The sequence below is a fragment of the Sphingomonas flavida genome (genome assembly GCF_036663655.1).
GTDB lineage: Bacteria > Pseudomonadota > Alphaproteobacteria > Sphingomonadales > Sphingomonadaceae > Sphingomonas.
The window spans coordinates 1-21,360 of record NZ_JAXOJH010000011.1 but is presented as its reverse complement, the minus strand read 5'-3'; the positions used below and the strand labels follow the sequence as shown (position 1 = coordinate 21,360).

The 21,360-nt window shown below is 67.1% G+C and carries 20 protein-coding genes, 2 tRNA genes and 1 pseudogene; 13 read left to right on the top strand and 10 right to left on the bottom strand.

The genetic code is table 11. The annotated features are described in order from the left end of the window. Positions 1-55 precede the first annotated feature (55 nt). Positions 56-988: a complex I NDUFA9 subunit family protein gene (locus U1703_RS12990; protein WP_332786029.1), complete on the bottom strand. Its 933-nt coding sequence runs from the start codon at positions 986-988 to the stop codon at positions 56-58. Between the two features lie 104 nt (positions 989-1,092). On the opposite strand from U1703_RS12990, the gene U1703_RS12985 reads away from it, so the two are divergent. Continuing rightward, a tRNA-Leu gene (locus tag U1703_RS12985) sits at positions 1,093-1,179 on the top strand. A gap of 314 nt (positions 1,180-1,493) precedes the next feature. After that, a complete protein-coding gene (locus U1703_RS12980; RefSeq protein ID WP_332786028.1) occupies positions 1,494-2,060 on the top strand; it encodes a phosphoribosyltransferase in 567 nt (188 codons plus the stop codon). A gap of 111 nt (positions 2,061-2,171) precedes the next feature. Here U1703_RS12980 and U1703_RS12975 read toward each other — a convergent pair. Then, positions 2,172-2,245: transfer RNA gene (locus tag U1703_RS12975), tRNA-Gln, on the bottom strand. A 169-nt stretch (positions 2,246-2,414) separates the two neighbouring features. Here U1703_RS12975 and U1703_RS12970 point away from each other — a divergent pair. Both U1703_RS12970 and U1703_RS12965 read left to right on the top strand, forming a co-directional pair. Next, entirely contained in the window at positions 2,415-3,458 is a 1,044-nt protein-coding gene (locus U1703_RS12970; RefSeq protein ID WP_320452925.1) for a Ppx/GppA phosphatase family protein, read from the top strand. Next, positions 3,455-4,150: an RlmE family RNA methyltransferase gene (locus U1703_RS12965; protein ID WP_332786027.1), complete on the top strand. Its 696-nt coding sequence runs from the start codon at positions 3,455-3,457 to the stop codon at positions 4,148-4,150. Before U1703_RS12970 ends, U1703_RS12965 begins: the two co-directional genes overlap by 4 nt. 907 nt (positions 4,151-5,057) lie before the next feature. Here the strand turns inward: U1703_RS12965 and U1703_RS12960 are convergent. After that, positions 5,058-5,420 carry a response regulator gene (locus U1703_RS12960; protein WP_332786026.1) on the bottom strand — a complete coding sequence of 121 codons (363 nt, stop codon included), beginning with the start codon at positions 5,418-5,420 and terminating at the stop codon, positions 5,058-5,060. 34 nt (positions 5,421-5,454) lie between these two features. On the opposite strand from U1703_RS12960, the gene U1703_RS12955 reads away from it, so the two are divergent. The 4 genes from U1703_RS12955 to U1703_RS12940 all read left to right on the top strand — a co-directional run bounded on the left by U1703_RS12955 (position 5,455) and on the right by U1703_RS12940 (position 8,232). Then, complete coding sequence (locus tag U1703_RS12955) at positions 5,455-5,742, top strand: DUF3572 domain-containing protein (protein ID WP_320452921.1); 288 nt, start codon at positions 5,455-5,457, stop codon at positions 5,740-5,742. Continuing rightward, positions 5,739-6,365, top strand: coding sequence for an HAD family hydrolase (locus U1703_RS12950; protein ID WP_332786025.1), 627 nt, complete (start codon positions 5,739-5,741; stop codon positions 6,363-6,365). Before U1703_RS12955 ends, U1703_RS12950 begins: the two co-directional genes overlap by 4 nt. A gap of 59 nt (positions 6,366-6,424) precedes the next feature. Then, entirely contained in the window at positions 6,425-6,889 is a 465-nt protein-coding gene (locus U1703_RS12945) for a RidA family protein (RefSeq protein WP_320452919.1), read from the top strand. Between the two features lie 212 nt (positions 6,890-7,101). Then, a complete protein-coding gene (locus tag U1703_RS12940) occupies positions 7,102-8,232 on the top strand; it encodes a GNAT family N-acetyltransferase (RefSeq protein ID WP_332786024.1) in 1,131 nt (376 codons plus the stop codon). A gap of 9 nt (positions 8,233-8,241) precedes the next feature. On the opposite strand, the gene U1703_RS12935 is transcribed toward U1703_RS12940, so the two are convergent. Further along, positions 8,242-9,903: a hypothetical protein gene (locus U1703_RS12935; RefSeq protein WP_332786023.1), complete on the bottom strand. Its 1,662-nt coding sequence runs from the start codon at positions 9,901-9,903 to the stop codon at positions 8,242-8,244. Positions 9,904-10,189: 286 nt separating this feature from the next. Next, positions 10,190-11,410, bottom strand: a complete 1,221-nt coding sequence (locus U1703_RS12930; protein WP_320452916.1) for an argininosuccinate synthase — start codon at positions 11,408-11,410, stop codon at positions 10,190-10,192. 163 nt (positions 11,411-11,573) lie between these two features. On the opposite strand from U1703_RS12930, the gene U1703_RS12925 reads away from it, so the two are divergent. After that, a complete protein-coding gene (locus U1703_RS12925) occupies positions 11,574-11,957 on the top strand; it encodes an EF-hand domain-containing protein (protein ID WP_332786022.1) in 384 nt (127 codons plus the stop codon). A 351-nt stretch (positions 11,958-12,308) separates the two neighbouring features. Here the strand turns inward: U1703_RS12925 and U1703_RS12920 are convergent, their stop codons facing one another. The 4 genes from U1703_RS12920 to U1703_RS12905 form a co-directional block, all read right to left on the bottom strand. Beyond that, positions 12,309-13,658: an ammonium transporter gene (locus U1703_RS12920; RefSeq protein ID WP_320452914.1), complete on the bottom strand. Its 1,350-nt coding sequence runs from the start codon at positions 13,656-13,658 to the stop codon at positions 12,309-12,311. 14 nt (positions 13,659-13,672) lie between these two features. After that, complete coding sequence (locus U1703_RS12915) at positions 13,673-14,011, bottom strand: P-II family nitrogen regulator (RefSeq protein ID WP_332786021.1); 339 nt, start codon at positions 14,009-14,011, stop codon at positions 13,673-13,675. A 280-nt stretch (positions 14,012-14,291) separates the two neighbouring features. Further along, complete coding sequence (gene tldD / locus U1703_RS12910; RefSeq protein WP_332786020.1) at positions 14,292-15,722, bottom strand: metalloprotease TldD; 1,431 nt, start codon at positions 15,720-15,722, stop codon at positions 14,292-14,294. A 112-nt stretch (positions 15,723-15,834) separates the two neighbouring features. Beyond that, the gene (locus U1703_RS12905) at positions 15,835-16,068 is read right to left on the bottom strand and encodes a zinc-finger domain-containing protein (RefSeq protein ID WP_320452912.1); all 234 of its coding nucleotides are present in this window, start codon (positions 16,066-16,068) and stop codon (positions 15,835-15,837) included. Between the two features lie 88 nt (positions 16,069-16,156). Here U1703_RS12905 and U1703_RS12900 point away from each other — a divergent pair, with 88 nt between their 5' ends. Then, the gene (locus tag U1703_RS12900) at positions 16,157-17,089 is read left to right on the top strand and encodes an ABC transporter ATP-binding protein (RefSeq protein WP_320452911.1); all 933 of its coding nucleotides are present in this window, start codon (positions 16,157-16,159) and stop codon (positions 17,087-17,089) included. A gap of 317 nt (positions 17,090-17,406) precedes the next feature. Here the strand turns inward: U1703_RS12900 and U1703_RS12895 are convergent, their stop codons facing one another. Further along, complete coding sequence (locus U1703_RS12895) at positions 17,407-18,150, bottom strand: energy transducer TonB (RefSeq protein WP_332786019.1); 744 nt, start codon at positions 18,148-18,150, stop codon at positions 17,407-17,409. Positions 18,151-18,268: 118 nt separating this feature from the next. Between U1703_RS12895 and nadB the strand changes: the two genes are divergently transcribed. From nadB to U1703_RS12880, 3 genes and pseudogenes are all read left to right on the top strand, one after another. Next, positions 18,269-19,846: an L-aspartate oxidase gene (gene nadB / locus U1703_RS12890; protein WP_332786018.1), complete on the top strand. Its 1,578-nt coding sequence runs from the start codon at positions 18,269-18,271 to the stop codon at positions 19,844-19,846. 145 nt (positions 19,847-19,991) lie between these two features. After that, complete coding sequence (locus tag U1703_RS12885) at positions 19,992-21,089, top strand: serine hydrolase (protein ID WP_332786092.1); 1,098 nt, start codon at positions 19,992-19,994, stop codon at positions 21,087-21,089. Between the two features lie 71 nt (positions 21,090-21,160). Continuing rightward, positions 21,161-21,239, top strand: a pseudogene (locus tag U1703_RS12880). Positions 21,240-21,360: the final 121 nt, after the last annotated feature.

Sequence of the window (21,360 nt, the reverse complement as noted above, 5' to 3'; positions counted from 1 at the left end):
CCATAAGGCGACGGGGCTGACAGCGATACGGCAAAGACGGCGGCCGCGCGACGGTTCAGGCCGCCAGGGTCTCGGCCCGCCGCCCGAAGCGCCCCGCCTTGCGGAAGCGGATCAGATATTCGGGGGCCACGGTCGCCAACGGCGCGCCCGTGATGCCCAGCTCGGCCAGGCCCGGCGCACCGGCGGCCACGACATTGTCCTGCTGCAGCATCAGCCACTGATCCTGGCTGATCGGCGAGCCCGGCAGGCGGGCCAGCAAGGCGCCCGCGAAATCGGGCATTTCGAGGAAGGTCGGCTTGCGGCCCAGCGTCTGCGCGATCCAGCGGACGAGCTCGCCCATGGAAATGACGTCCGGCCCGCCGAGCTCATAGGTCTTGTGCCCGTGCGATTCGGGATCGCGCAGCGCGGTGGCGACCGCCTCGCCGACATCGCCCGCGAACACCGGCTGGAATTTCACGCCCGCGCGCAGGATCGGCACGACCGGGGCCGACACCATGCCCGCAAAGCGGTTCACGAACTGGTCCTCGCGGCCGAACACGATCGAGGGGCGCAGGATCGTGGCGCCAGGGAAGGCCTGGCGCACGGCGTCCTCGCCCTGCCCCTTGGACCGCGCATAGGCCGCCGCGCCATGCGCGTCCGCGCCGATCGCCGAGACATGGACCAGCGCCCTGGCCCCGGCCCGTGCCGCCGCCTCGGCCACGGCGCGCGCGCCGTCGACATGGATACGCTCCATATTGCCGCCCATCACGCCGACCAGGTTGACGACCGCATCGGCACCCTCGACCGCGCGGGCGACCGTATCGGGGCGCGCGATGTCGGCGGCCACGAACTGGGTCTGGCCCAGCCCGCCCTGGGTGCGCAGGAAATAGGCCTGGCGCGGATCGCGCTGCGCAATCCGTACGCGCGTCCCGTCCCGCATCAGTTCGCGTGCGACATAGCGGCCCAGAAAGCCCCCGCCGCCGATCAGCGTCACCAGCTTGTTCGTCATGACCGTCCCTATTCGCCAGATTTTTTGTGCACCGCCCCTTTGCCCCGCAAAAAAGCCGTTGACAAGGATTCGAACCCTACCCTAAAGGCACACGCCTACCCCGTGCCCAGATGGCGGAATTGGTAGACGCACCAGCTTCAGGTGCTGGCGATCGCAAGGTCGTGGAGGTTCGAGTCCTCTTCTGGGCACCACTTTCCAACATCGGTGGAAAATGTGAGGCGGCTGTCGAAAGACAGCCGCCGACACGTGTTTGTCGCGTTGCTTGCGGACTATTGTCCGAACAGCGCCCGCACCTCGCTCACCATTATATTCGGCAGGCCGTCGTCTGCGGCGGAATAGTCCCGTCCTTCGTCAGCACTTCATCCCCGGCAATAGCGGGTGGCATCATATTGCCTGCCTTTCCTCTGACTCTCCCCGTCACGTCGCGGTTGCCCTTGCCGATGCAGCCTATCAAAAGGGCCAGTCCGGATGGGCGTCGATGGTGTCGTGCCGCCGCCCCGCAACGATGATGGACGATCCCGTGGCCACCAAAATCTATCTGTCCGCCGATCGCCTGCTGGAGGATTCCTTCCGGCTGGCCAATCTGGTCTTCGATTCGGGTTTTCGCCCGACGCATATCGTCGGCATCTGGCGTGGCGGCGCGCCGGTGGGCATCGCGGTCCAGGAACTGCTCGAATATCGCGGGGTGCCCAGCGACCATATCGCGATCCGCACCGCCTCCTATACGGGCATCGACCAGCAGGAGCCGCAGGTCCGCATCTATGGACTGGGCCATCTGGTCGACGTCCTCAATCCCGAGGATCGCCTGCTGCTGATCGACGATGTCTTCGATTCCGGACGCTCGATCCGCGCGGTGCTGCAGGAATTGAGGGCGCGGTGCCGGAACAACATGCCCCACGAGGCGAAAGTCGCGACCGTCTATTACAAGCCGTCGCGCAACGTCACCGACTTGACGCCCGACTTCTTCGTCCATGAAACGAACGACTGGCTGATCTTCCCGCACGAGATCAACGGCCTGACCGAGGATGAAATCCGCGCGCACAAGCACGGCGCCGACATCATCCTGCGCTGACGGCCGGATCATCCGCGTGAAACGGGCCCGGCATGTCCGGGCCCGAACGCGCGCCATTACTGACGCGCGAGGGCTGGTCGTAAGGTGCGTCTGGAATTTTGTGGAAGTGTCTGGATGCCCCGTGAGGATTCGAACCTCAATTAACGGAGTCAGAGTCCGTGGTCTTACCTTTAGACGACGGGGCACCGGACAGGGGCGTGCCTCTATGCGGGCCGATCGGGCCTGTCAACCGAAATCCGCCGGGCCAGCCGCCCGGCGTCTTGTCGCGCGGGCGCCGACTCGCTACCTTGAGATTCAAGCACCGGCGGACGCTCATGTCCGTGACGGATAGAACAGAATAAGCGAGATACGGCGATGGGGGATGTTCCCACCCGAAGGCCGTACCGGCAGGCCAAGCCCCCTGCCCGTTCGGCACCCCCCCGGCCCCAGCGTGGCCGGTGGTCGGATGCGCAGGCCTATGCCGCGCTCGACTTGGGCACCAACAATTGCCGCCTGCTGATCGCGCGGCCGCAGGGCGGCGGCTTTGCCGTCGTCGACGCCTTTTCGCGGATCGTGCGACTGGGTGAGGGACTGGCGACGACCGGCCGCCTGTCCGACGCCGCGATCGACCGCACCATCGCCGCTCTCCGCGTGTGTGCCGACAAGCTGAAGCGCCGCAACGTCACCCTGTCGCGCGCCGTCGCGACCGAGGCGTGCCGCCGCGCCGCCAACGGCCCCGCCTTTATCGCGCGGGCGCTGGCCGAGACCGGCATCCACCTCGACATCATCTCGGCCGAGGAAGAGGCGCGGCTGGCGGTGCTGGGCTGCCATGCGCTGATCGAGCCGGGCGAGGACCCCGCGCTGATCTTCGACATCGGCGGCGGTTCGACCGAACTGGTGCTGGTCGACACGCATGGGGCCAGCCCGCGCATCCTCGACTGGCATTCGGCGCCTTGGGGCGTCGTCTCGCTGACCGAAAGCGCGGGCGGTGGCGAGGGCGAAGCCGGGCGGCTGGCCGCCTATGCGCGAATGCGCGCGATGGTGGCGGACAGCTTCGCCGATTTCGCCGCGCGCCTGCCGAGGAATTTGAGAAGCCCCCGGCTGCTGGGCACCAGCGGCACCGTGACGACGCTGGGCAGCGTCCATCTGGGGCTGAGCCATTACGACCGCAACGCCGTCGACGGGTTGATCGTGCCCACCGCGGCCATGCGCGAGATCAGCGCCGATTTGTCGCGCAAGAGCCTGGCCGCGCGCGGCAAGGTGGCGTGCATCGGCCCCGAACGCGCCGATCTGGTGGTGGCGGGCTGCGCCATCCTGGAGACGATATTGGACCTCTGGCCCGCCGAGCGGCTAGGGATCGCCGACCGTGGGATTCGCGAGGGAATCCTGCGCCGTTTGATGGGAATCGCCAGATCGTGAGCAGAGGCAATGCAGGGCTGCACCAGCGCGTGCGCACCGCCCGGAAGCGCACCGCCCAATCGACCCGCTGGCTCGAGCGCCAGCTGAACGACCCCTATGTCCGCCGCGCCAAGGCGGAAGGGTATCGCAGCCGTGCGGCCTATAAGCTGATCGAGCTGGACGAGCGGTTCGGCTTCCTGCGCGGCAAGAAGCGGATCATCGACTTGGGGCTGGCGCCGGGCGGCTGGTCCCAGGTGGTGCGGCGCACATTGCCGAATGCGGCGGTCGTCGGCATCGACCTGTTGCCGGTCGATCCGATCGACGGCGTCACCATCTTCGAGATGGACTTCATGGACGATGCCGCGCCGGACACGCTGATGAACGCGCTGGGCGGCACGCCCGACCTGGTGATGTCGGACATGGCGGCAAACACCGTCGGCCACCCGCAGACCGACGCGCTGCGCACCATGGCGCTGGTCGAGACGGCCTTCGCCTTTGCCTGCGACGTGCTGGCGCCGGGCGGGGTGTTCGTGTCCAAGGTGTTCGCGGGCGGTGCCGATTCGCAGCTGGTCGCCGAGATGAAGCGCCACTTCACCACCGTGAAGCACGCCAAGCCGCCGTCGAGCCGCAAGGGCTCGGTGGAATGGTTCGTCGTCGCGCAGGGGTTCAAGGGGCGGAAGGCGGCGGTGGTGGAGGATGACTTGGAGGAATGAGCGGAGGCGGCTGGGTGGGCTAACGCCCGCTTGCCGACATTCCCGAGTTCGTGCCATCACTCTGGCATGTTCGGTCCCATCGCTCGTGTCGCCATCGTCTCAGCGCTGCTAGTGCTGATGGCTGCGATCGGGAGTGCTCAGGAGATGCCGCCTCTTCCTGCGACACTGCGGGATGCATCTGGCGCTGTGTGCATCAGCGTATCCAAGCAAGGTGACGTGAGCGGAGTCTATGTCCTCGCGAGCACTGGAAACCCGCAAGCGGATCAAGACATGCTGGCATGGGTTCACCAGCTACGATGGCCAATCGCGACACCCGGCGAGACGCTGCGGGACACATGGTTTCCGATGTCGATTGGGTTCGGCGAGAAGCAGCCCCCGAAGGTTGGCACAACCTGTGTTGCGCCACCCGTCTCGAACGCCCGCTAACGCCCTCTTGTGGCCGTTCAGAGGCGCAGATACCCTGCCCGATAGCAGACGTTGAGAAGGCACTGGCGAATGATCCCGGCCGTCAAGATTGGCTTAGTCGTTGCGCTTCTTTGGGCTGGCTGGCGCGCATCTCGCATGCTTCGAACCGGACGCATCAGGGTTTTCGACACGGATGGGCCGGTTCTGATGATAGCGCGGCAAGATAGGCCGTTCGCCTATTGGTCGTTTATCTTGTTGTTCTACGCGGTACTGATCGCAATAGCCGTGGGCGCTACGTCGTTTTGAGCAGGCAGGCGGACAGCCGATTTTCACTATAGACTGCGCTTAAGCGGACGGACCGTTCGCCACCAAAAATGGACATTTTGCGCTTCTCACTCCCCGTTCAGCCTGAGCGAAGTCGAAGGCCATGGGATGACGGTCGCGGCATAGGTTCGGGGCGTGCACTTCGACTTCGCTCAGTGCGAACGGAGGACGGCATTATTCACAACAACCCGTTCACCGCCTCCATGAAGCGCATCAGGCTGATCGGCTTGGACACATAGGAATCCGCCCCCGCCGCGCGGATGCGGTCCTCGTCGTCGCGGCCCGCATAGGCGGTCACCGCCATCACCGGGATTCGGCGCAGCTCCTCGTCGGCCTTCAGCTCCAGGATCAGCTCGTATCCGGTCACATGCGGCATCTGGATGTCCATGATGATCAGGTCGGGCTGCGTCTCGCGGGCGCGCGCCACCGCTTCGCGCCCGTCGCGCACCGGCTCGGCGATGAAGCCGTGCGCGCGCAACAGGTCGCAGAAGAGTTTCAGATTGAGTTCGTTGTCCTCGACAACGAGCACCTTTCTTGTCACGCGGTCTCCACCATTCACGAGGTGACGATAGGCAATGCCCGGACCGGATACAATCGAGCCCGCACGTATCGAGCAAGCCGGGTCGCTGGCGCTTCGGGCGCTGGTCTGGACGCTGCAAAGCCCGTCGCGGGCCGAGCGGCTGCTGGCGCTGACCGGCCTGTCGGTCGAGGAACTACGCGCGGGCGCCGAACAGCCGGGCGTCATGGCCGCGATCCTGTCGTTCCTGGAGGGGCATGAAGCCGACCTGATTGCCTGTGCCGACGAACTGGGCGAGCGCCCCGAGTCGCTGGTCGCCGCGCGCCGGGTGCTGGAGGCCGCATGAAGCCGCTGCTGATCTGCGACTGCGACGAAGTGCTGGTGCACATGGTCCGCCATTTTCGTACCTGGCTGGACGAGGCGCACGACATCGACTTCGCGCTCGACCGGCATGATTTCTTCGGGGCGATGACCCGGCGGAACGGTGGCGCAGCGCTCGACCAGGCCGAGGCCTGGGATCTGCTGCACGGCTTCTTCCCCGGTGAGATGGAGCGCCAGACGCTGGTGCCGCACGCCGCCGAGGCGCTGGCGGCGCTGGCGGACCAGGCCGACATCGTCATCCTGACCAACCTGATCGAGGAATGCCGGACGCCGCGAATCGAACAGCTGGCGCGATTCGGCATCCACCACCGGGTCCAGTGCAATTCGGGCGGCAAGGGCGAGCCGGTCGCCCGGCTGGTCGCCGAGCATGGCCACCCCGTCACCGTTTTCGTCGACGACCTGCCCCAGCATCATGCCTCGGTCGCCGAGCATGCCCCGCAGGTGCACCGGCTGCACATGGTGTCCGAACCGGAAATGGCCCCGCACGTGCCACCCGCGCCGGACGCCCATGCGCGGATCGACGACTGGCGTCAGGCGCAGGCCTGGATCGCCGCACGCTTCGCCGGGGGGCAGCCCGCCGCCAGCTGATACCGCCGCCTGATCCGATGGCTTGACGGCCATGGGGCCGGCACGTCATGTCTCGCCCCATGACCACCCATATCGATCGCGCGCTCGAGCAGCTCGGCCTCACCCTGCCGGAGGCTGCCGCCCCCGTCGCCGCCTATGTCCCCGTCGTCGAGGCGGGCGGGCTTCTCCACATTTCGGGCCAGCTGCCCTTTATCGACGGCCAGCTCGTCACCGGGCGGCTGGGCGAAGGCGTCTCGCTGGAAGACGGGCAGAAGGCGGCGCAGGCCTGCGGGCTGATGCTGGTCGCGCAGATCAAGAAGTATCTGAACGGCGATCTCGGCCGCGTGAAGCGGATCGTGAAGCTGGGCGTGTTCGTGAACTCAGGCAGTGACTTCACCGACCAGCCCAAGGTCGCCAATGGCGCGTCGGAGCTGATGGTCTCGCTGTTCGGCGAGGCCGGGCGTCACGCCCGCTCGGCGGTCGGCGTGCCGGTGCTGCCGCTGGGCGCGGCGGTCGAGGTCGACGCGATCGTCGCGCTGGTTTGATTTCTTTGGGGGGGTGGGGTCCCTGCGGCCCTGCCCTCCCCCATCCCCTCCCGCCTGCGGGAGAGGAGCGGCCAGAGGCTAGCGAGGAATTTCAGCGCCAGCCAAACAACACGCCCCTCCCGCAGGCGGGAGGGGATGGGGGAGGGAAAGCCACACCCCCTGTCGCCGCCCCCCCTTGTCCCACCTCACCCCGCACCGCATATCTGCCAGCGATGAGCACCGCCGTCGCGCGTATCCTGTCCGGCGTCGCCGCCCTGTCCCCCGACCAGTGGGACGCCTGCGCTGGCACCGCCAATCCGTTCGTCAGCCACGCCTTCCTGACCGCACTGGAGACGTCGCACAGCGTCGGCGGCCGATCGGGCTGGACGCCTGCCCCGATCGTCATCGACGGGCCCGACGGACAGCCTGCCGCGATCGCCCCGGCCTATCTGAAGGCGCATAGCCAGGGTGAATATGTCTTCGACCAGGGCTGGGCCGATGCCTGGGAGCGGGCGGGCGGGCGTTATTACCCCAAACTCCAGATCGCTTCGCCCTTCTCGCCCGTGCCCGGCCCCCGCCTGCTGCTGCGCGAACCCTCGCTCGCCCCTGCGCTGATCGCCGCGATCGAGGCGGTGACCGACCAGAACGAACTGTCCTCCGCGCACGTGACCTTCGTCACGCCCGACCAGCTGCCCTATTTCGAGGCGGCGGGCTGGCTGATCCGAAAGGGCGTGCAATTCCACTGGCGCAATGACGGTTATGCCCGCTTCGACGACTTCCTGGACGCGCTGGCCAGTCGCAAGCGCAAGGCGATCCGCAAGGAACGCGCCGCCGCCGTCGAGGGGCTGACCATCCGGCATTTGTCGGGGGCGGATATCCACGCCGAGCATTGGGACGCCTTCTGGACCTTCTATCAGGATACCGGCAGCCGCAAATGGGGCCGCCCCTATCTGACCCGCGCCGCGTTCGACCGGATCGGCGAGCAGATGGGCGACAAGGTGCTGCTGATCCTGGCCGAGCGGGACGGCGTGCCGATCGCGGGGGCGCTGAACCTGATCGGTGCGGATACGCTGTACGGCCGCTATTGGGGCGCGGTCGAGGAGGTGCCCTTCCTCCATTTCGAGCTTTGCTATTACCAGGCGATCGACGCCGCCATCGCGCGGCGGTTGGCCACGGTCGAGGCGGGGGCGCAGGGCGAGCACAAGCTCGCGCGCGGCTACGCCCCCGTGCCGACCTTTTCGGCGCATTACATCCCCCACCCCGCCTTTCGCCGCGCCGTCGCCGAGTTCGTGGAGCGGGAGCGTGAGGCGATCGCGGCGGAGAGCGACTATCTGGGCGAGCTGACCCCGTTCCGCCGGGGCTAGGGCGCTTGCCTAGTCGTCCTGGTCCGCCGTCGCCTTGCGCCGCGTGGGCACGCGCTTGTCTTCCTCTGGCGAGGGGCGGCTGAGCATCTCATAGGCCGCCGGGTCGATGATCGGGCGGCGGTCGTCGATGCGATACAACACGCTGTCGCCCGCCCGCCAGATCGGCGTCAGCCCGCGCGTCAGGCTCTCGTCATAACGCGGCGCATGGACCAGCCAGACATAGTCGAACGCGTCGCGCGGCAGCAGCTTCAGCGCGGTATCCACCGGCCGCCACCATTGCCCGCGACAGCGCCGCTGGGTCACGATCTCCGACGGGTCGTGCGCGAACCGCTTGGCGGGGGCATAGCGCACGGTCAGCAACTGCCCGCCCGCCATCGACCACTGGTCGTTGGCATAGGCCAGCTTGCGCTCCAGCGCGAGGCCAGCGACATGCTCCAACCGGCTCGAAGGCCAGACATCGGCGCAATATTGGCGGCCCACGAACGTCAGCAGCCGCGCGCGCGGCGGCACATGATCGAGCGCGCTCAGCACCCGGTCATAGTCGTTGCTGTACATCACATAGCTGACCGTGGTCGCCGCGATCCGCACGCCGAAGAACGCCAGCCCCACGACCGCCAGCGTCGACGCCCCGCGCAGCGACAGGCCGCGCCGGGGCCGCAGCGCGATCAGCGCGATGGCCAGCACGTACGGCGCCAGCCGCATATCGGCATAGGCCGATCCGAACACGATGCGCGGCAGCAGGATATAGACGACCGCCAGGAACGCCGCCGACAGCACCAGATTGCGCGAATATTCGACCCGCTCGTCGCGCACGCCCTTCAGCAGCACCAGGAACAGCACCGTCACCGACGCCAGGTCGAACGCCATCCAGCGATCGCGCAGCACCATCGTGACCCAGTTGATCTTCCAGCGCCAGTTGAACCAGTCGCCGGTCTTGCCGGTGACGTCCGCCCCCGAGCGCCACAGCACCATCAGCACCATGGGCAGCGCCAGCGGGATACAGCCCAGCCCGGCATGGAAGGCCGACTCCGCCCAACCTCGGACGCCGTGCGCGCCCTTGGCGCGACGGATATCATGCTGGCGGATCAGCTCGGCCGAAAAGGCCAGCACGCCCAGCACGCCCCAGCCGAAGGTGTGCGCCACCCACAGCACACAGGACAGCGGCACGAACAGCACGGCGCGCAGCTTGACCGCGCCCAGCCGCCCCATGCGCAGCCAGAGCGCGAACAGGTTCAGCGCCAGCGCCATCGCCAGCGCGAAATTCACGAACCCGAACTGGAAGGGATAGCTATAGGCCAGCGGCAGCGCGAACAGCGCGGTCGCGGGAATGCGCCCCTGCACCTCGCGCGCGATCCAGAGCAGGCCGGTCACGGTCAGCACCGGGATCGCCATCACGATCAGCTTGACCGCCAGTTCCAACCCGAAGATCGGCGCCAGCGGCTCGATCAGCAGGTCGATGCCCAGATTGCCGATCATCTGCCATTCGAACCGGTACCACGCCGCCAGCCAGGGCTGGTTGGCATATTCCAGCTGGACCCGATACCGCCCCATATGACCCGGCAGGTCGACCAGCGGCGGCACGGTCGGCCAGATCAACGGCAGCGCCGCGAGCAGCGCCATCGCCGCCACGAACCACCGCGTCTGCCACCAGTTGAGCTTTCCCCCATTCATGCCGCCGGGCCTAGCGGATCGAAGGGGGCAAGGACAAGACGAACGCGGCCTGCGCTGCGGCGAGTTGTTGCGGGTGCCGCGAAGGTCATCCCATGACCTTCGACTACGCTCAGGCGGAACGGCGGTCGGGGATGGGGATAGCGCGCCGGATCTATTGCCGCCCTCCGTTCGCACTGAGCGAAGTCGAAGTGCACGCTTGCGCCCTCGCCACCCGCTCCGGCACCCCCACGAAAAAGGGCGGACAGGTTGCCCCGTCCGCCCCTTCGTCCGTCGAACCCGAGCCGGATCAGCCCTGGTCGCGACGCCCCAGCAGGCGCAGGCGAAGCGCGTTGAGCTTGATGAAGCCCGCCGCATCGCGCTGATCATAGGCGCCCTGGTCGTCCTCGAAGGTGACGACCTTTTCCGAGTACAGGCTGTAGGGCGACTTGCGGCCCGTGACGATCGCCTGGCCCTTGTACAGCTTCAGGCGGACGGTGCCGGTCACCTTCTCCTGGCTGTAGTTGACGGCGGCCTGCAGCATCTCGCGCTCGGGGCTGAACCAGAAGCCGTTATAGACCAGCTCGGCATAACGCGGCGCCAGTTCGTCCTTCAGGTGCGCGGCACCCCGGTCGAGCGTGATCTGCTCGATACCGCGATGCGCCAGCGCATAGATGGTGCCGCCCGGCGTTTCGTACATGCCGCGGCTCTTCATGCCGACGAAGCGGTTCTCGACCAGGTCGAGGCGGCCGATGCCGTGCTTGCGACCCAGCTCATTGAGCTTGGCCAGCAGCGTGGCGGGCGAGCACGCCTCACCGTTCAGCGCGACGCCGTCGCCGCGTTCGAAGTCGATGGTGATGACCTCGGGCACGTCGGGCGCGTCTTCCGGATTGACCGTGCGCGAATAGACGTAATCGGGGACTTCATCCCACGGATCCTCGAGCACCTTGCCCTCGGACGAGGTGTGCAGCAGGTTCGCGTCGGTCGAGAAGGGGGCCTCGCCGCGCTTGTCCTTCGACACCGGGATCTGGTGCGCCTCGGCGAACTCGATCAGCTTGGTGCGGCTGGTCAGGTCCCATTCGCGCCACGGCGCGATGACCTTGATGTCGGGGTTCAGCGCGTAATAGCCGAGTTCGAAGCGGACCTGGTCGTTACCCTTGCCGGTCGCGCCATGGCTGACCGCGTCGGCATTGACCATCTTGGCGATCTCGATCTGGCGCTTGGCGATCAGCGGCCGCGCGATCGAGGTGCCGAGCAGATACGTGCCCTCGTACAGCGCATTGGCGCGCATCATCGGGAAGACATAGTCCTTGACGAACTCTTCGCGCAGATCGTCGATGAAGATATGTTCGGGCTTCACGCCCGCCATCTCCGCCTTCTTGCGCGCGGGCTCCAGCTCTTCGCCCTGGCCCAGATCGGCGGTGAAGGTCACGACCTCGCAGTTGTAATGCTGCTGCAGCCACTTGAGGATGACGCTGGTGTCGAGGCCGCCCGAATAGGCGAGGACGACGCGCTTGATATCTTCGCTCATGGCAAAGTCCCTAGGAAAGAGGAGGGGGTGGGTTTGACCCGGCCCCTATGCGCTGTCGCGGTCCCACGCAACCTTCGGTTGGCGTCGTTCCCCACTCGTTCATTGCGCGGACAGCCAAAGGGCGTCAGGAGCGGCCCTGATGTCCCGTTCAGGAGTATCCCGCATGACCCGTTTCCTCCTCACCGGCCTGATCGCCGCGACCCTTGCCGTGCCCGCCATGGCGCAGGACACCCGCGCGTCCGCCGCCGCCAAATTCTCGCGCGAGTTCAAGGCGCGCGACACCAATCACGACGGCGTGCTGACCAAGGCTGAGGTGAAGGCCGCGATCATGCGCATGGGCAATGGCCAGAAGAAACTCGACGACGTCCATGCCGCACGGCTGGCCGACCTGTGGTTCACCAAGGCCGATGCCAACAAGGACGGCAAGGTGACCGAAGCCGAAGCCCAGGCGCTGCTGTCGCGCACCTTCGATGAATATGAGGCCGCCAAGGCGGCACAGGCCCAGGCCCGGCCCGCGGGTCCGGCGGCGGGGCCGAAGGGGCGGTAAGGACCACTTCCCCCATCTCGCCAACCTATCTGCACCTCCGTTCAGCCTGAGCGAAGTCGAAGGCCACGCCACGCCCTGTCTGCGAGCGTCATCCCGTGCACTTCGACTTCGCTCAGTGCGAACGGAGGTTCTTGTTACCCCATGACGTCCACCCCGGCGAAGGCCGGGGTCCAGGTTTCCCCGGTCAGTAGAACACGCCTAGGCTCACCGCATCGGAGTCCCGCCCTTCGCCGGGATGGCGCCCCCCACCCCACACACAAAAAAAGGCCCGGTGCGTTGCCGCACCGGGCTTAGGTCGTCCGCAGGAGGAACGTCGTGGGGTGCGGGGGTTCTTGGTGCCCCCGCTCCCGATCAGTTGTAGGCGCGTTCGCCGTGCTCGCCGAGGTCGAGGCCTTCCTGCTCGACTTCCTTCGAAACCCGCAGGCCGGTCAGGGCCTTGGCGACGAACATCGCGATGACGGTGCCGATGGTGGCCCAGACGATGGTGGTGGCGACCGCGCCCAGCTGGACCAGCAGCTTGGCGCCCATGTCGTAATCGGCCGCACCCGGACCGCCCAGCGACGGGGCATAGACCACCGCCGTGCCGATCGCGCCGACCATGCCGCCGATGCCGTGGACACCGAAGGCGTCGAGCGCATCGTCATAGCCGAGCTTGGGCTTCAGGACCGACACGGCATAGAAGCAGACCACGCTGGCGATGGCGCCGAGCACGATCGCACCGAACGGGCCCGAGTTGCCGGCGGCCGGGGTGACCGCGACCAGCCCCGCGACGATGCCCGAGCAGAAGCCCAGCGCCGAACCCTTGTGACCCGCGACCCGCTCAGCCAGCATCCAGGCCAGGCCACCCGCCGCCGTCGCGACGAAGGTGTTGATCATGGCGAGCGCCGCCGAGCCATTGGCCTCCAGCGCCGAGCCCGCGTTGAACCCGAACCAGCCGACCCACAGCAGGCCGGTGCCGACCCCGGTCAGCGTCAGCGAGTGCGGAGGCATCGGCGTGGTCGGATAACCCATGCGCTTGCCTAGGATCAGGGCGGCGACCAGCGCCGACACACCGGCGTTGATATGCACCACGGTGCCGCCAGCGAAATCGAGCGCGCCCGCCTTAAAGAACAGGCCCGACGATGCCCATACCATGTGCGCGATCGGCAGATAGACGATGGTCAGCCACACCGCCGTAAAGGCCATGACCGCCGAAAACTTCATCCGCTCGACGACCGAGCCCAGGACGAGCGCGGCGGTGATCGCGGCGAAGGTCATCTGGAAGCAGATGAAGACATATTCGGGAATCTCGACGCCGGCGGTGAAGGTGGCCGCCTGGCTGGCCGGGGTCACGCCCTTCAGGAACGCCTTGCCCAGCCCGGAGATGAAGTTGGACGCGCCCCCCGACACGTCCGGCCCGAAGGCCAGGCTATAGCCGTACATCACCCAGATCAGCATCGCGAGGCAGGCCGCCGCGCCGATCTGGGTCATGGTCGCCAGCATGTTCTTCGCGCGGGTCAGGCCGCCATAGAACAGCGCCAGGCCCGGCAGGATCATCATCATGACCAGCACGGTCGAGGTGAGCATCCAGGCGGTGTCGCCCTTGTTCACGGTCGCGGCGGGTGCGGCGGCGGCGGCATCCTGCGCCCAGGCGGGCAGCGCGGCGAACAGCGTCAGGCCAAGGCCCGCGGCACCGGTCGCCATCTTGGTGATGTGCTTCATCGAAATCCCCCCTCTCAGAGCGCTGCGTCGTCGGTTTCGCCGGTGCGGATCCGCACGGCCTGGCCGACATCGAGCATGAAGATCTTGCCGTCGCCGATCGCGCCGGTGTTGGCGGCGGCCTGGATCGCTTCGACGACGCGGTCGGCGATCTCGGACGCGCAGACGACCTCGATCTTGATCTTGGGCACCATGTTGGTGCTGTATTCGGCCCCGCGATAGATTTCGGTCTGGCCCTTCTGCCGTCCGAACCCCTTCACCTCGGTCACCGTCATGCCCGCCACGCCCAAGGTCGTCAGCGCTTCGCGCACCTCGTCGAGCTTGAACGGCTTGATGATAGCAATGATCAGCTTCACCTGCGCCCCCTTTGCGTTACTCGGGGAGCAGCCTCGCAAGGGGTGTGCCAGTTTACATTTTCGTTACTTTTACAGCATTGCCATGGTGCAGCGCGGCATGAATCACTCGCTGGCTGCATCAATTTTTAGGCATCGGACCTGATCTGCCCGATTTTTGGGCAGCTTTCCGTTCCTCACCTTCACGGGAAGGTGGCAGCCCGGAGGGGTGTCGCGGTTGGTGCGAACACCCCTCCACCATGCTTCGCATGATCCCCCTCCCCTTTCGGGGGAGGAATATCGGTTACGCCGCCAGCGCCGTCCCGCCGACGGTCAGCCCTTCGACCAGCAGCGTCGGCTGGCCGACACCGGCGGGCACGCTCTGCCCGCCCTTGCCACACACACCGATGCCTTCGTCCAGCGCGAAGTCGTTGCCGATGCCCGTCACCTTTGTCAGCACGCTGGGGCCGTCGCCGATCAGCGTCGCACCCTTGATCGGCGCGCCCAGCCTGCCGTTCTCGATCCGGTACGCCTCGGTGCAGGAAAAGACGAACTTGCCCGACACGATGTCGACCTGACCGCCGCCGAACGACTTGGCGAAGATGCCGTTCTTCACCCGCGACAGCAGTTCGGCGGGATCGTCCTGCCCGCCCTTCATGAAGGTGTTGGTCATGCGCGGCATCGGCGCATGGGCAAAGCTCTCGCGGCGGCCGTTGCCGGTGGGCGCGACACCCATCAGCCGCGCGTTGAGCCGGTCCTGCATATAACCCTTCAGGATACCGTCCTCGATCAGCACGACCTCACGCGTCGGCGTGCCCTCGTCATCGATCGACAGCGAGCCGCGCCGGTCGGCCAGCGACCCGTCATCGACCACGGTGACGCCGGGTGCCGCGACCCGCTCGCCGATCCGCCCCGAAAAGGCCGAGGTGCCCTTGCGGTTGAAGTCGCCCTCCAGCCCGTGACCGATCGCCTCGTGCAGCAGCACGCCCGGCCAGCCCGGCCCGAGCAGCACGGTCATCTCACCCGCAGGCGCCGCGACCGAGTCGAGATTGACCAAGGCCTGGTTGAGCGCGACGTCGATCCCGCGCTCCCAGGTTTCGCGCGCGACCAGCCGATCGTAGAGATAGCGCCCGCCAATGCCGAAGCTGCCCGTCTCGCGCCGCCCATTCTGTTCGACCACGACCGAGATGTTCAGCCGTACCAGCGGCCGCACATCGGTGGCGACGAAACCATCGGCGCGGACGATCTCGACCACGCTCCAGCTGCCCGACAGGCCGACCGACACCTGCGCCACGCGGGGATCGCGCGCGCGGGCGGCGGCGTCGATCGTCTGGCAGAGCGACACCTTCTCGGCAAAGGGGATCAGGTCGAGCGGATCGGTCGCGGTATAGAGATGCCGGTTGGTCCCCTGTGGCGCGGCGGCGGCGGCACCCTTGGCCGGGTCGATCAGCGCCATGGTCTGCGCGGCGCGCTGGATCGCGGCCTCCGACAGTTCGTTGGCGTGCGCGAAAGCGGTCATCTCACCCGACACCGCGCGCAGCCCGAAGCCCGAATGGGTGTCGTAGGCGGCGGTCTTCAGCCGCCCGTCGTCGAAACCGAACGCCTCGGATCGTTTATATTGCAGGTAGAGTTCGCCATCGTCGGCACGCGACAGGGCGCTGGCGGTGAGGCGCAGCGCGGCATCGGGGTCCAGCGTGTCGCGGTACAGGAACGAGCGGGGATCGGTGGCGGTCATCTATCGGATATAGGATGCCCAGCCGGGGTTTGAAACTCCAAGCCGCTCCGCCGCTCCGCTTCTCCCCTCCCGCCTGCGGGAGGGGCGTGAATCTCAACAGCGTTGGGGGAGCTTAGCGCCCCGCGCCGTCGCCATGATCAGGCAACGCCGCCTGATCCACGCCATCCGCCGCACCGCCGATCAGCACGAAGCGGCGATCGCAATAGCCACAATCGACATAGCCGGTCTCGTCGATCTGCAACCAGATGCGCGGATGGCCGAGCGCGGCGCCGCCCGGAATGTCGGTGGCACCGTCGCAAGCGACGCGGGTCTGGGTGACGCGGGTGGTTTCAGGCGGCGGCAACATAGCCCTGCGCGATAGCAAGGTGCCGTCCCCCGTGCAATTCCCGAAAACCGGCTTGGCCTGTTGCCCGTGCGGGCCTATCTCGGGGTCCATGACCGCCACCACAGAAGCCGCCATCTCGATCCAGGGTATCGCCAAGACCTATCAGGGCGGCAAGCGTGCGCTCGACGGGGTCAGCTTCGATGTGCCGCGCGGGCAGATCTTCGGGCTGCTGGGCCCCAATGGCGCTGGCAAGTCGACGCTGATCAACATCCTGGCGGGCCTGGTCATGAAGACCGAGGGCACGGCGTCGATCTGGGGCTTCGACATCGACCAGCATCCGCGCAACGCCAAGGCGTCGATCGGCATCGTCAACCAGGAGATCCTGTTCGACCCGTTCTTCACGCCGCTGGAGACGCTGGAGATCCAGGGCGGGCTGTACGGCGTGCCCAAGGCGCAGCGCCGTTCGATGGAATTGCTGCGCGCCGTTCATCTGGAGGACAAGGCCAAGGCCTATTCGCGTACCCTGTCGGGGGGCATGAAGCGGCGGTTGATGGTGGCGAAAGCGATGGTGCATTCGCCGCCCGTGCTGGTCCTCGACGAGCCGACGGCGGGCGTCGATATCGAGCTTCGCCAGCAGCTCTGGGCCTATGTCCGCCAGTTGAACGAACAGGGCGTGACGGTGGTGCTGACCACCCACTATCTCGAAGAGGCCGAGGAGCTGTGCGACCGGATCGCGATCATCAACCATGGTCGCCTGGTCGCCAACGAGCCGACCCGCGAACTGGTCGGCAAGGCGCAGGAAAAGATCGTCGCCGTCACCGTCGACCGCGACGTCGCGGCGGTGCCCGACCATGCCAGCTTCGGCAAGATCGTGCTGAAGGGCACGCGCACGCTGGAAATCACCTATGCCAAGGACAAGGTGAATGCGGGCCAGGTGCTGGCGGCGGTGCAGGCGGACGGGTACGGCATCGTCGACGTCTCGACCAAGGAGGCCGATCTCGAGGACGTGTTCCTGTCGCTGACGCGAAGCGTCGCGGTCTGAGACTGGGGATTTCCCTTGGGCTTCGACCTCGCCCAGCCTGAACGGGGTTTGAGGAGAAGAAAGATTTTGGTTCGCGCGGAGGCGCGGAGGACGCAGAGATAGGCGGTGCGGGGATAGCGCATCCCCAATCCACGACGACCTGTCGGTGTGGACCAACAAACAACCAAGGCCGGACACCTCTGCGTCCTCCGCGCCTCTGCGGGAACCAGCCCTTGATTCCCCCTGCCCCCCGTTCAGGCCGAGCCCTTCGGCTGGCTGGCAAGCCTGCCGCCCAGGATGAACTTCGGGGCTTTGCGCCGAAGTCGAAGCCCACGCCCTCACCGCTCGGCAGGCATCCGCTCCAGCACCCAATCCTGGCTGACTACGATGATCGAGCGCACCGGCCGCCCATCGGCATCGCGCGACGGGTCGTAGCGATAGCGCTGCTCGATCAACCGGCACGTCGTCTCGTCGAGCACGGCATTGCCGCTGCTCCGCGTCACCACGCAGCCGCTGACCCGGCCGTCGACATTGACGAAATAGCGCACCGTCACGCTGCCGCTCGCACCCATTTCGGCGGCCGCTTCGGGATAGTCCGAATTTCTGATCCGCCCCTTGATTCGGCGCGGCGGCGTCTCGTCGCCATAGCCGTCCCCGTCGCCAGAACCTCCGCTGCCCGTGCCATTGCCGATCCCGCCCGCCCCGGTGCCGGGGCCAGGCTTGTCGGAGGCGCCCTGCGTCGCCTGCACGCCCGTCCCCGCCACGGGGGCGACGACGACCGGGGATATCGGCGGCAGGACGACGACCGGAGGCGGCGCGACGATCTCGGTCGCCTGTGAGCGGATATTGGGCGGCGCGGCGGCCCCGCGCGGGCGGTGGCTGGGGATACGCTTGGGCTGGATTCGCGGCGGCGGGGGTGCGGGCGGGCGCACGTCGAAGCTGTTGAGCGCCTCCGACGGCACCGGCAACACGGGTGCGAAGCCGAGACCTGCGACCAGCGCATAGCCGAGCGCCCCCACGATCAAGCCTGTGGGAATGCCTGCGCGCAGACGATCGCGCCAATCGGGCCGGGCCAGCGTCATGGGCAAGAGGTGGGAATGGCGGCGTGGCGCGGCAAGGCGTTAACCCCCTGTCCCAACCCCCTGGACCGTGCCAGAGGGAAGCAATGTATTCCGCCAACGCGCCCCAAGGAGCCCGCGCATGACCGATTCCGATATCCTGATCGTCGGATCGGGCGCGGCCGGGTTGACCGCGGCCCTGAATCTCGCCGACCGGTTCAAGGTGACGGTGCTGGCCAAGGGCAAGCTGAACGAGGGCTCGACTGCCTGGGCGCAAGGCGGGATCGCCGCCGTGCTGGAACCCGGCGACACCTTCGACAGCCATATCGAGGACACGATGGTCGCGGGCGCGGGCCTGAACGACCGGGCCACCGTCGAATTCGTCGTCGAGAACGCCCCCGCCGCGATCGAACGGCTCCAGAAACTCGGCGTGCCGTTCGCGACCGAGGGCAATATGCTCCACCTGACGCGCGAGGGCGGGCATTCGCACCGGCGCATCGTCCATGTCGCCGACGCGACCGGCTGGGCGGTGCTCGACGCGTTGCTGCGGGCGGCCGAGGCGCATCCCAACATCACGCTGGTCCCCGACCAGGTCGCAATCGACCTGGCGACCAGCCGCCACGAAATGCGCTATTCGGGCGCGGGCCATGTCTGGGGCATCTATGCCGTCGACCGGCGCACGGGCCGCGTCGTCGTGCACAAGGCGCGCGCGACCATCCTGGCGACCGGCGGGGCGGGCCGCACCTATCAATTCTCCACCGCGCCCAAGGGGGCGACCGGCGACGGCATCGCCATGGCCTGGCGGGCAGGCGCGCGCGTGTCCAACATGGAATTCATGCAGTTCCACCCGACCTGCCTCTACAACACCCAGGTCAAGAATTTCCTGATCACCGAGGCGGTTCGCGGCGAGGGCGGCCACCTGAAGATCCCCGAGACCGGCCACCGCTTCATGCCCGATCTCGACCCCCGCGCCGAACTGGCGCCGCGCGACATCGTGGCGCGCGCGATCGATCATGAGATCAAGCGGCTGGGCCTGGATTACGTCCATCTCGACATCAGCCACCAGTCCCCTGCCTTCGTGCGCGAGCATTTCCCCAACATCCACGAAAAGCTGCTGTCGCTCGGCATCGACATGACGGTGCAGCCGATCCCGGTCGTCCCCGCGCAGCATTATACCTGCGGCGGCGTCATCGTGGACCGCGACGGACGCACCGACCTTCCCGGCCTCTATGCAGCGGGCGAGGTCACCCAGTCGGGGCTGCACGGTGCGAACCGCCTGGCCTCCAACTCGCTGCTCGAATGCTTCGTGTACGGCGAGGCGTGCGCGAACCATATCGCGCAGCATTGGGACGACCTGCCCCCGCCCCCCGCCATCCGCCCCTGGGACGAAAGCCGCGTCACCGATTCGGACGAAGAGGTGGTCATCAAGCAGAACTGGACCGAAATCCGCCGCTTCATGTGGAATTATGTCGGCATCGTGCGCACCACCAAGCGGCTGGAGCGTGCGCAGCATCGCATCCGTATGCTGACCGACGAGGTGAACGACTATTACGGCCATTTCCGCGTCACGCCCGACCTGATCGAGCTGCGCAACCTGCTCCAGACCGCCGAACTGATCGTCCGCTGCGCGCTTCACCGCAAGGAGAGCCGGGGGCTGCACTATACGCTGGATTATCCACAGACCCTGCCCGACGCGGTCGACACGATCCTGATTCCGTAAAGGGTTTCGCGGCTTGTCGTGTGCGTGCCGCCGTTCGTCGCAAGCTCCGTGCGGGGGGATTTCCCCCATTTGGTCAACACGTAAGGATGGCCGGGTGTAGCGGGGTACGACGGTGACGAAGCGAATAGCGAACGGTGGGCTGCGTATGGGGCCCGTCGCAATTCTGTTGAGCCTGGCGGCGTGCGGGACGGACACGCGCCCCGGCTCCACCGCCTATACCCCCAGCGCACCCGAACCGCAGGTCGCGGTGTCGATGCCGCTGCCCCCGCCCCGCCCCAGTCGCGCGCCGTCCGCGCCCGCCGGACTGGTCAGTGCGATCAACCGCCTGTCCGCCGGTTTTACGGGCAAGAAGGGTATTGCCGTGCGGGCGGTCGACGACGGCTGGACGGTCGAGGTCGGCGGTCGCCAGCGCCTGCCGCAGCAATCCGTCTCCAAGCTGTGGGTCGCGATCACCCTGCTCGACCTGCGCGACAAGGGCCGTGCCCGGCTGGACGAGCCGATCGTCGTGCGGCGCGAGGACCTGACCCTGTTCCACCAGCCGATCGCGATGCTGGTCAAGGGGGACGGATACCACACCACGGTCGGCGAGCTGCTGACCCGTGCGCTGACGCAGAGCGACAATACCGCGAACGACCGGCTGCTGACCTATGTCGGCGGGCCGCAGGCGGTGCGCACGATGATCGCCAACAAGCGGCTGGGCGACATCCGCTTCGGCCCCGGCGAGCGGTTGCTCCAGGCCAAGACCGCGGGCCTGACCTGGCAGCCCGCCTTTGCGATGGCCGGGGCGTTCCAGGCGGCGCGCAACCGCCTCGACCCGGCGGCACGGGCGGCGGCACTTGACGCCTATGTCAGCGATCCGCCCGATGGCGCCGCACCGATCGCCATCGCCGATGCGCTCGCCCGGCTGGCGCGCGGGGAGCTGCTGTCCGAGACCTCGACCCGCATCCTGATCGACACGATGGAGGCCTCGCGCACCGGCCATGCCCGCCTGCGCGCCGCCGTGCCGTCGGGCTGGACCATCGCGCACAAGACCGGCACCGGCCAGGATCTGGGCCGCCGCAATGCGGGCTTCAACGATGTCGGCCTGCTGACCGCCCCCGACGGCCGCCGCTTCGCCATCGCGGTGATGATCGGCGACACGACCGAGGATATCCGCAAGCGGCAATTGCTGATCCAGAATGTCGCGGCGGCCGTGGCCGATGCGGCAGGGCCGCCACGCGGGCCGGTGGCGGTGGCGAACTGATCGGAACGGGCAGCCAGTTTCGCCCAAATCCGGACGTTGCTCGCTGTCCAGCCGTACGATATTTTGCAAAAGCCAGCGTGACGGAATTGGTAGACGTATCGCTACAGCGGTCCTGGAAACGGGTGCGGGTTCGATCCCCTGCCGTTGGCAATCTTCGCCCACTTGCGGCCTTTGATTACGCCTATATGCTCGCCTCGATGAAGCAATCCGCCGTCTCCTATCGTGTGAAGGATAAGCTGATTATCGGCTATCTCGTTCGCACATCGATGGG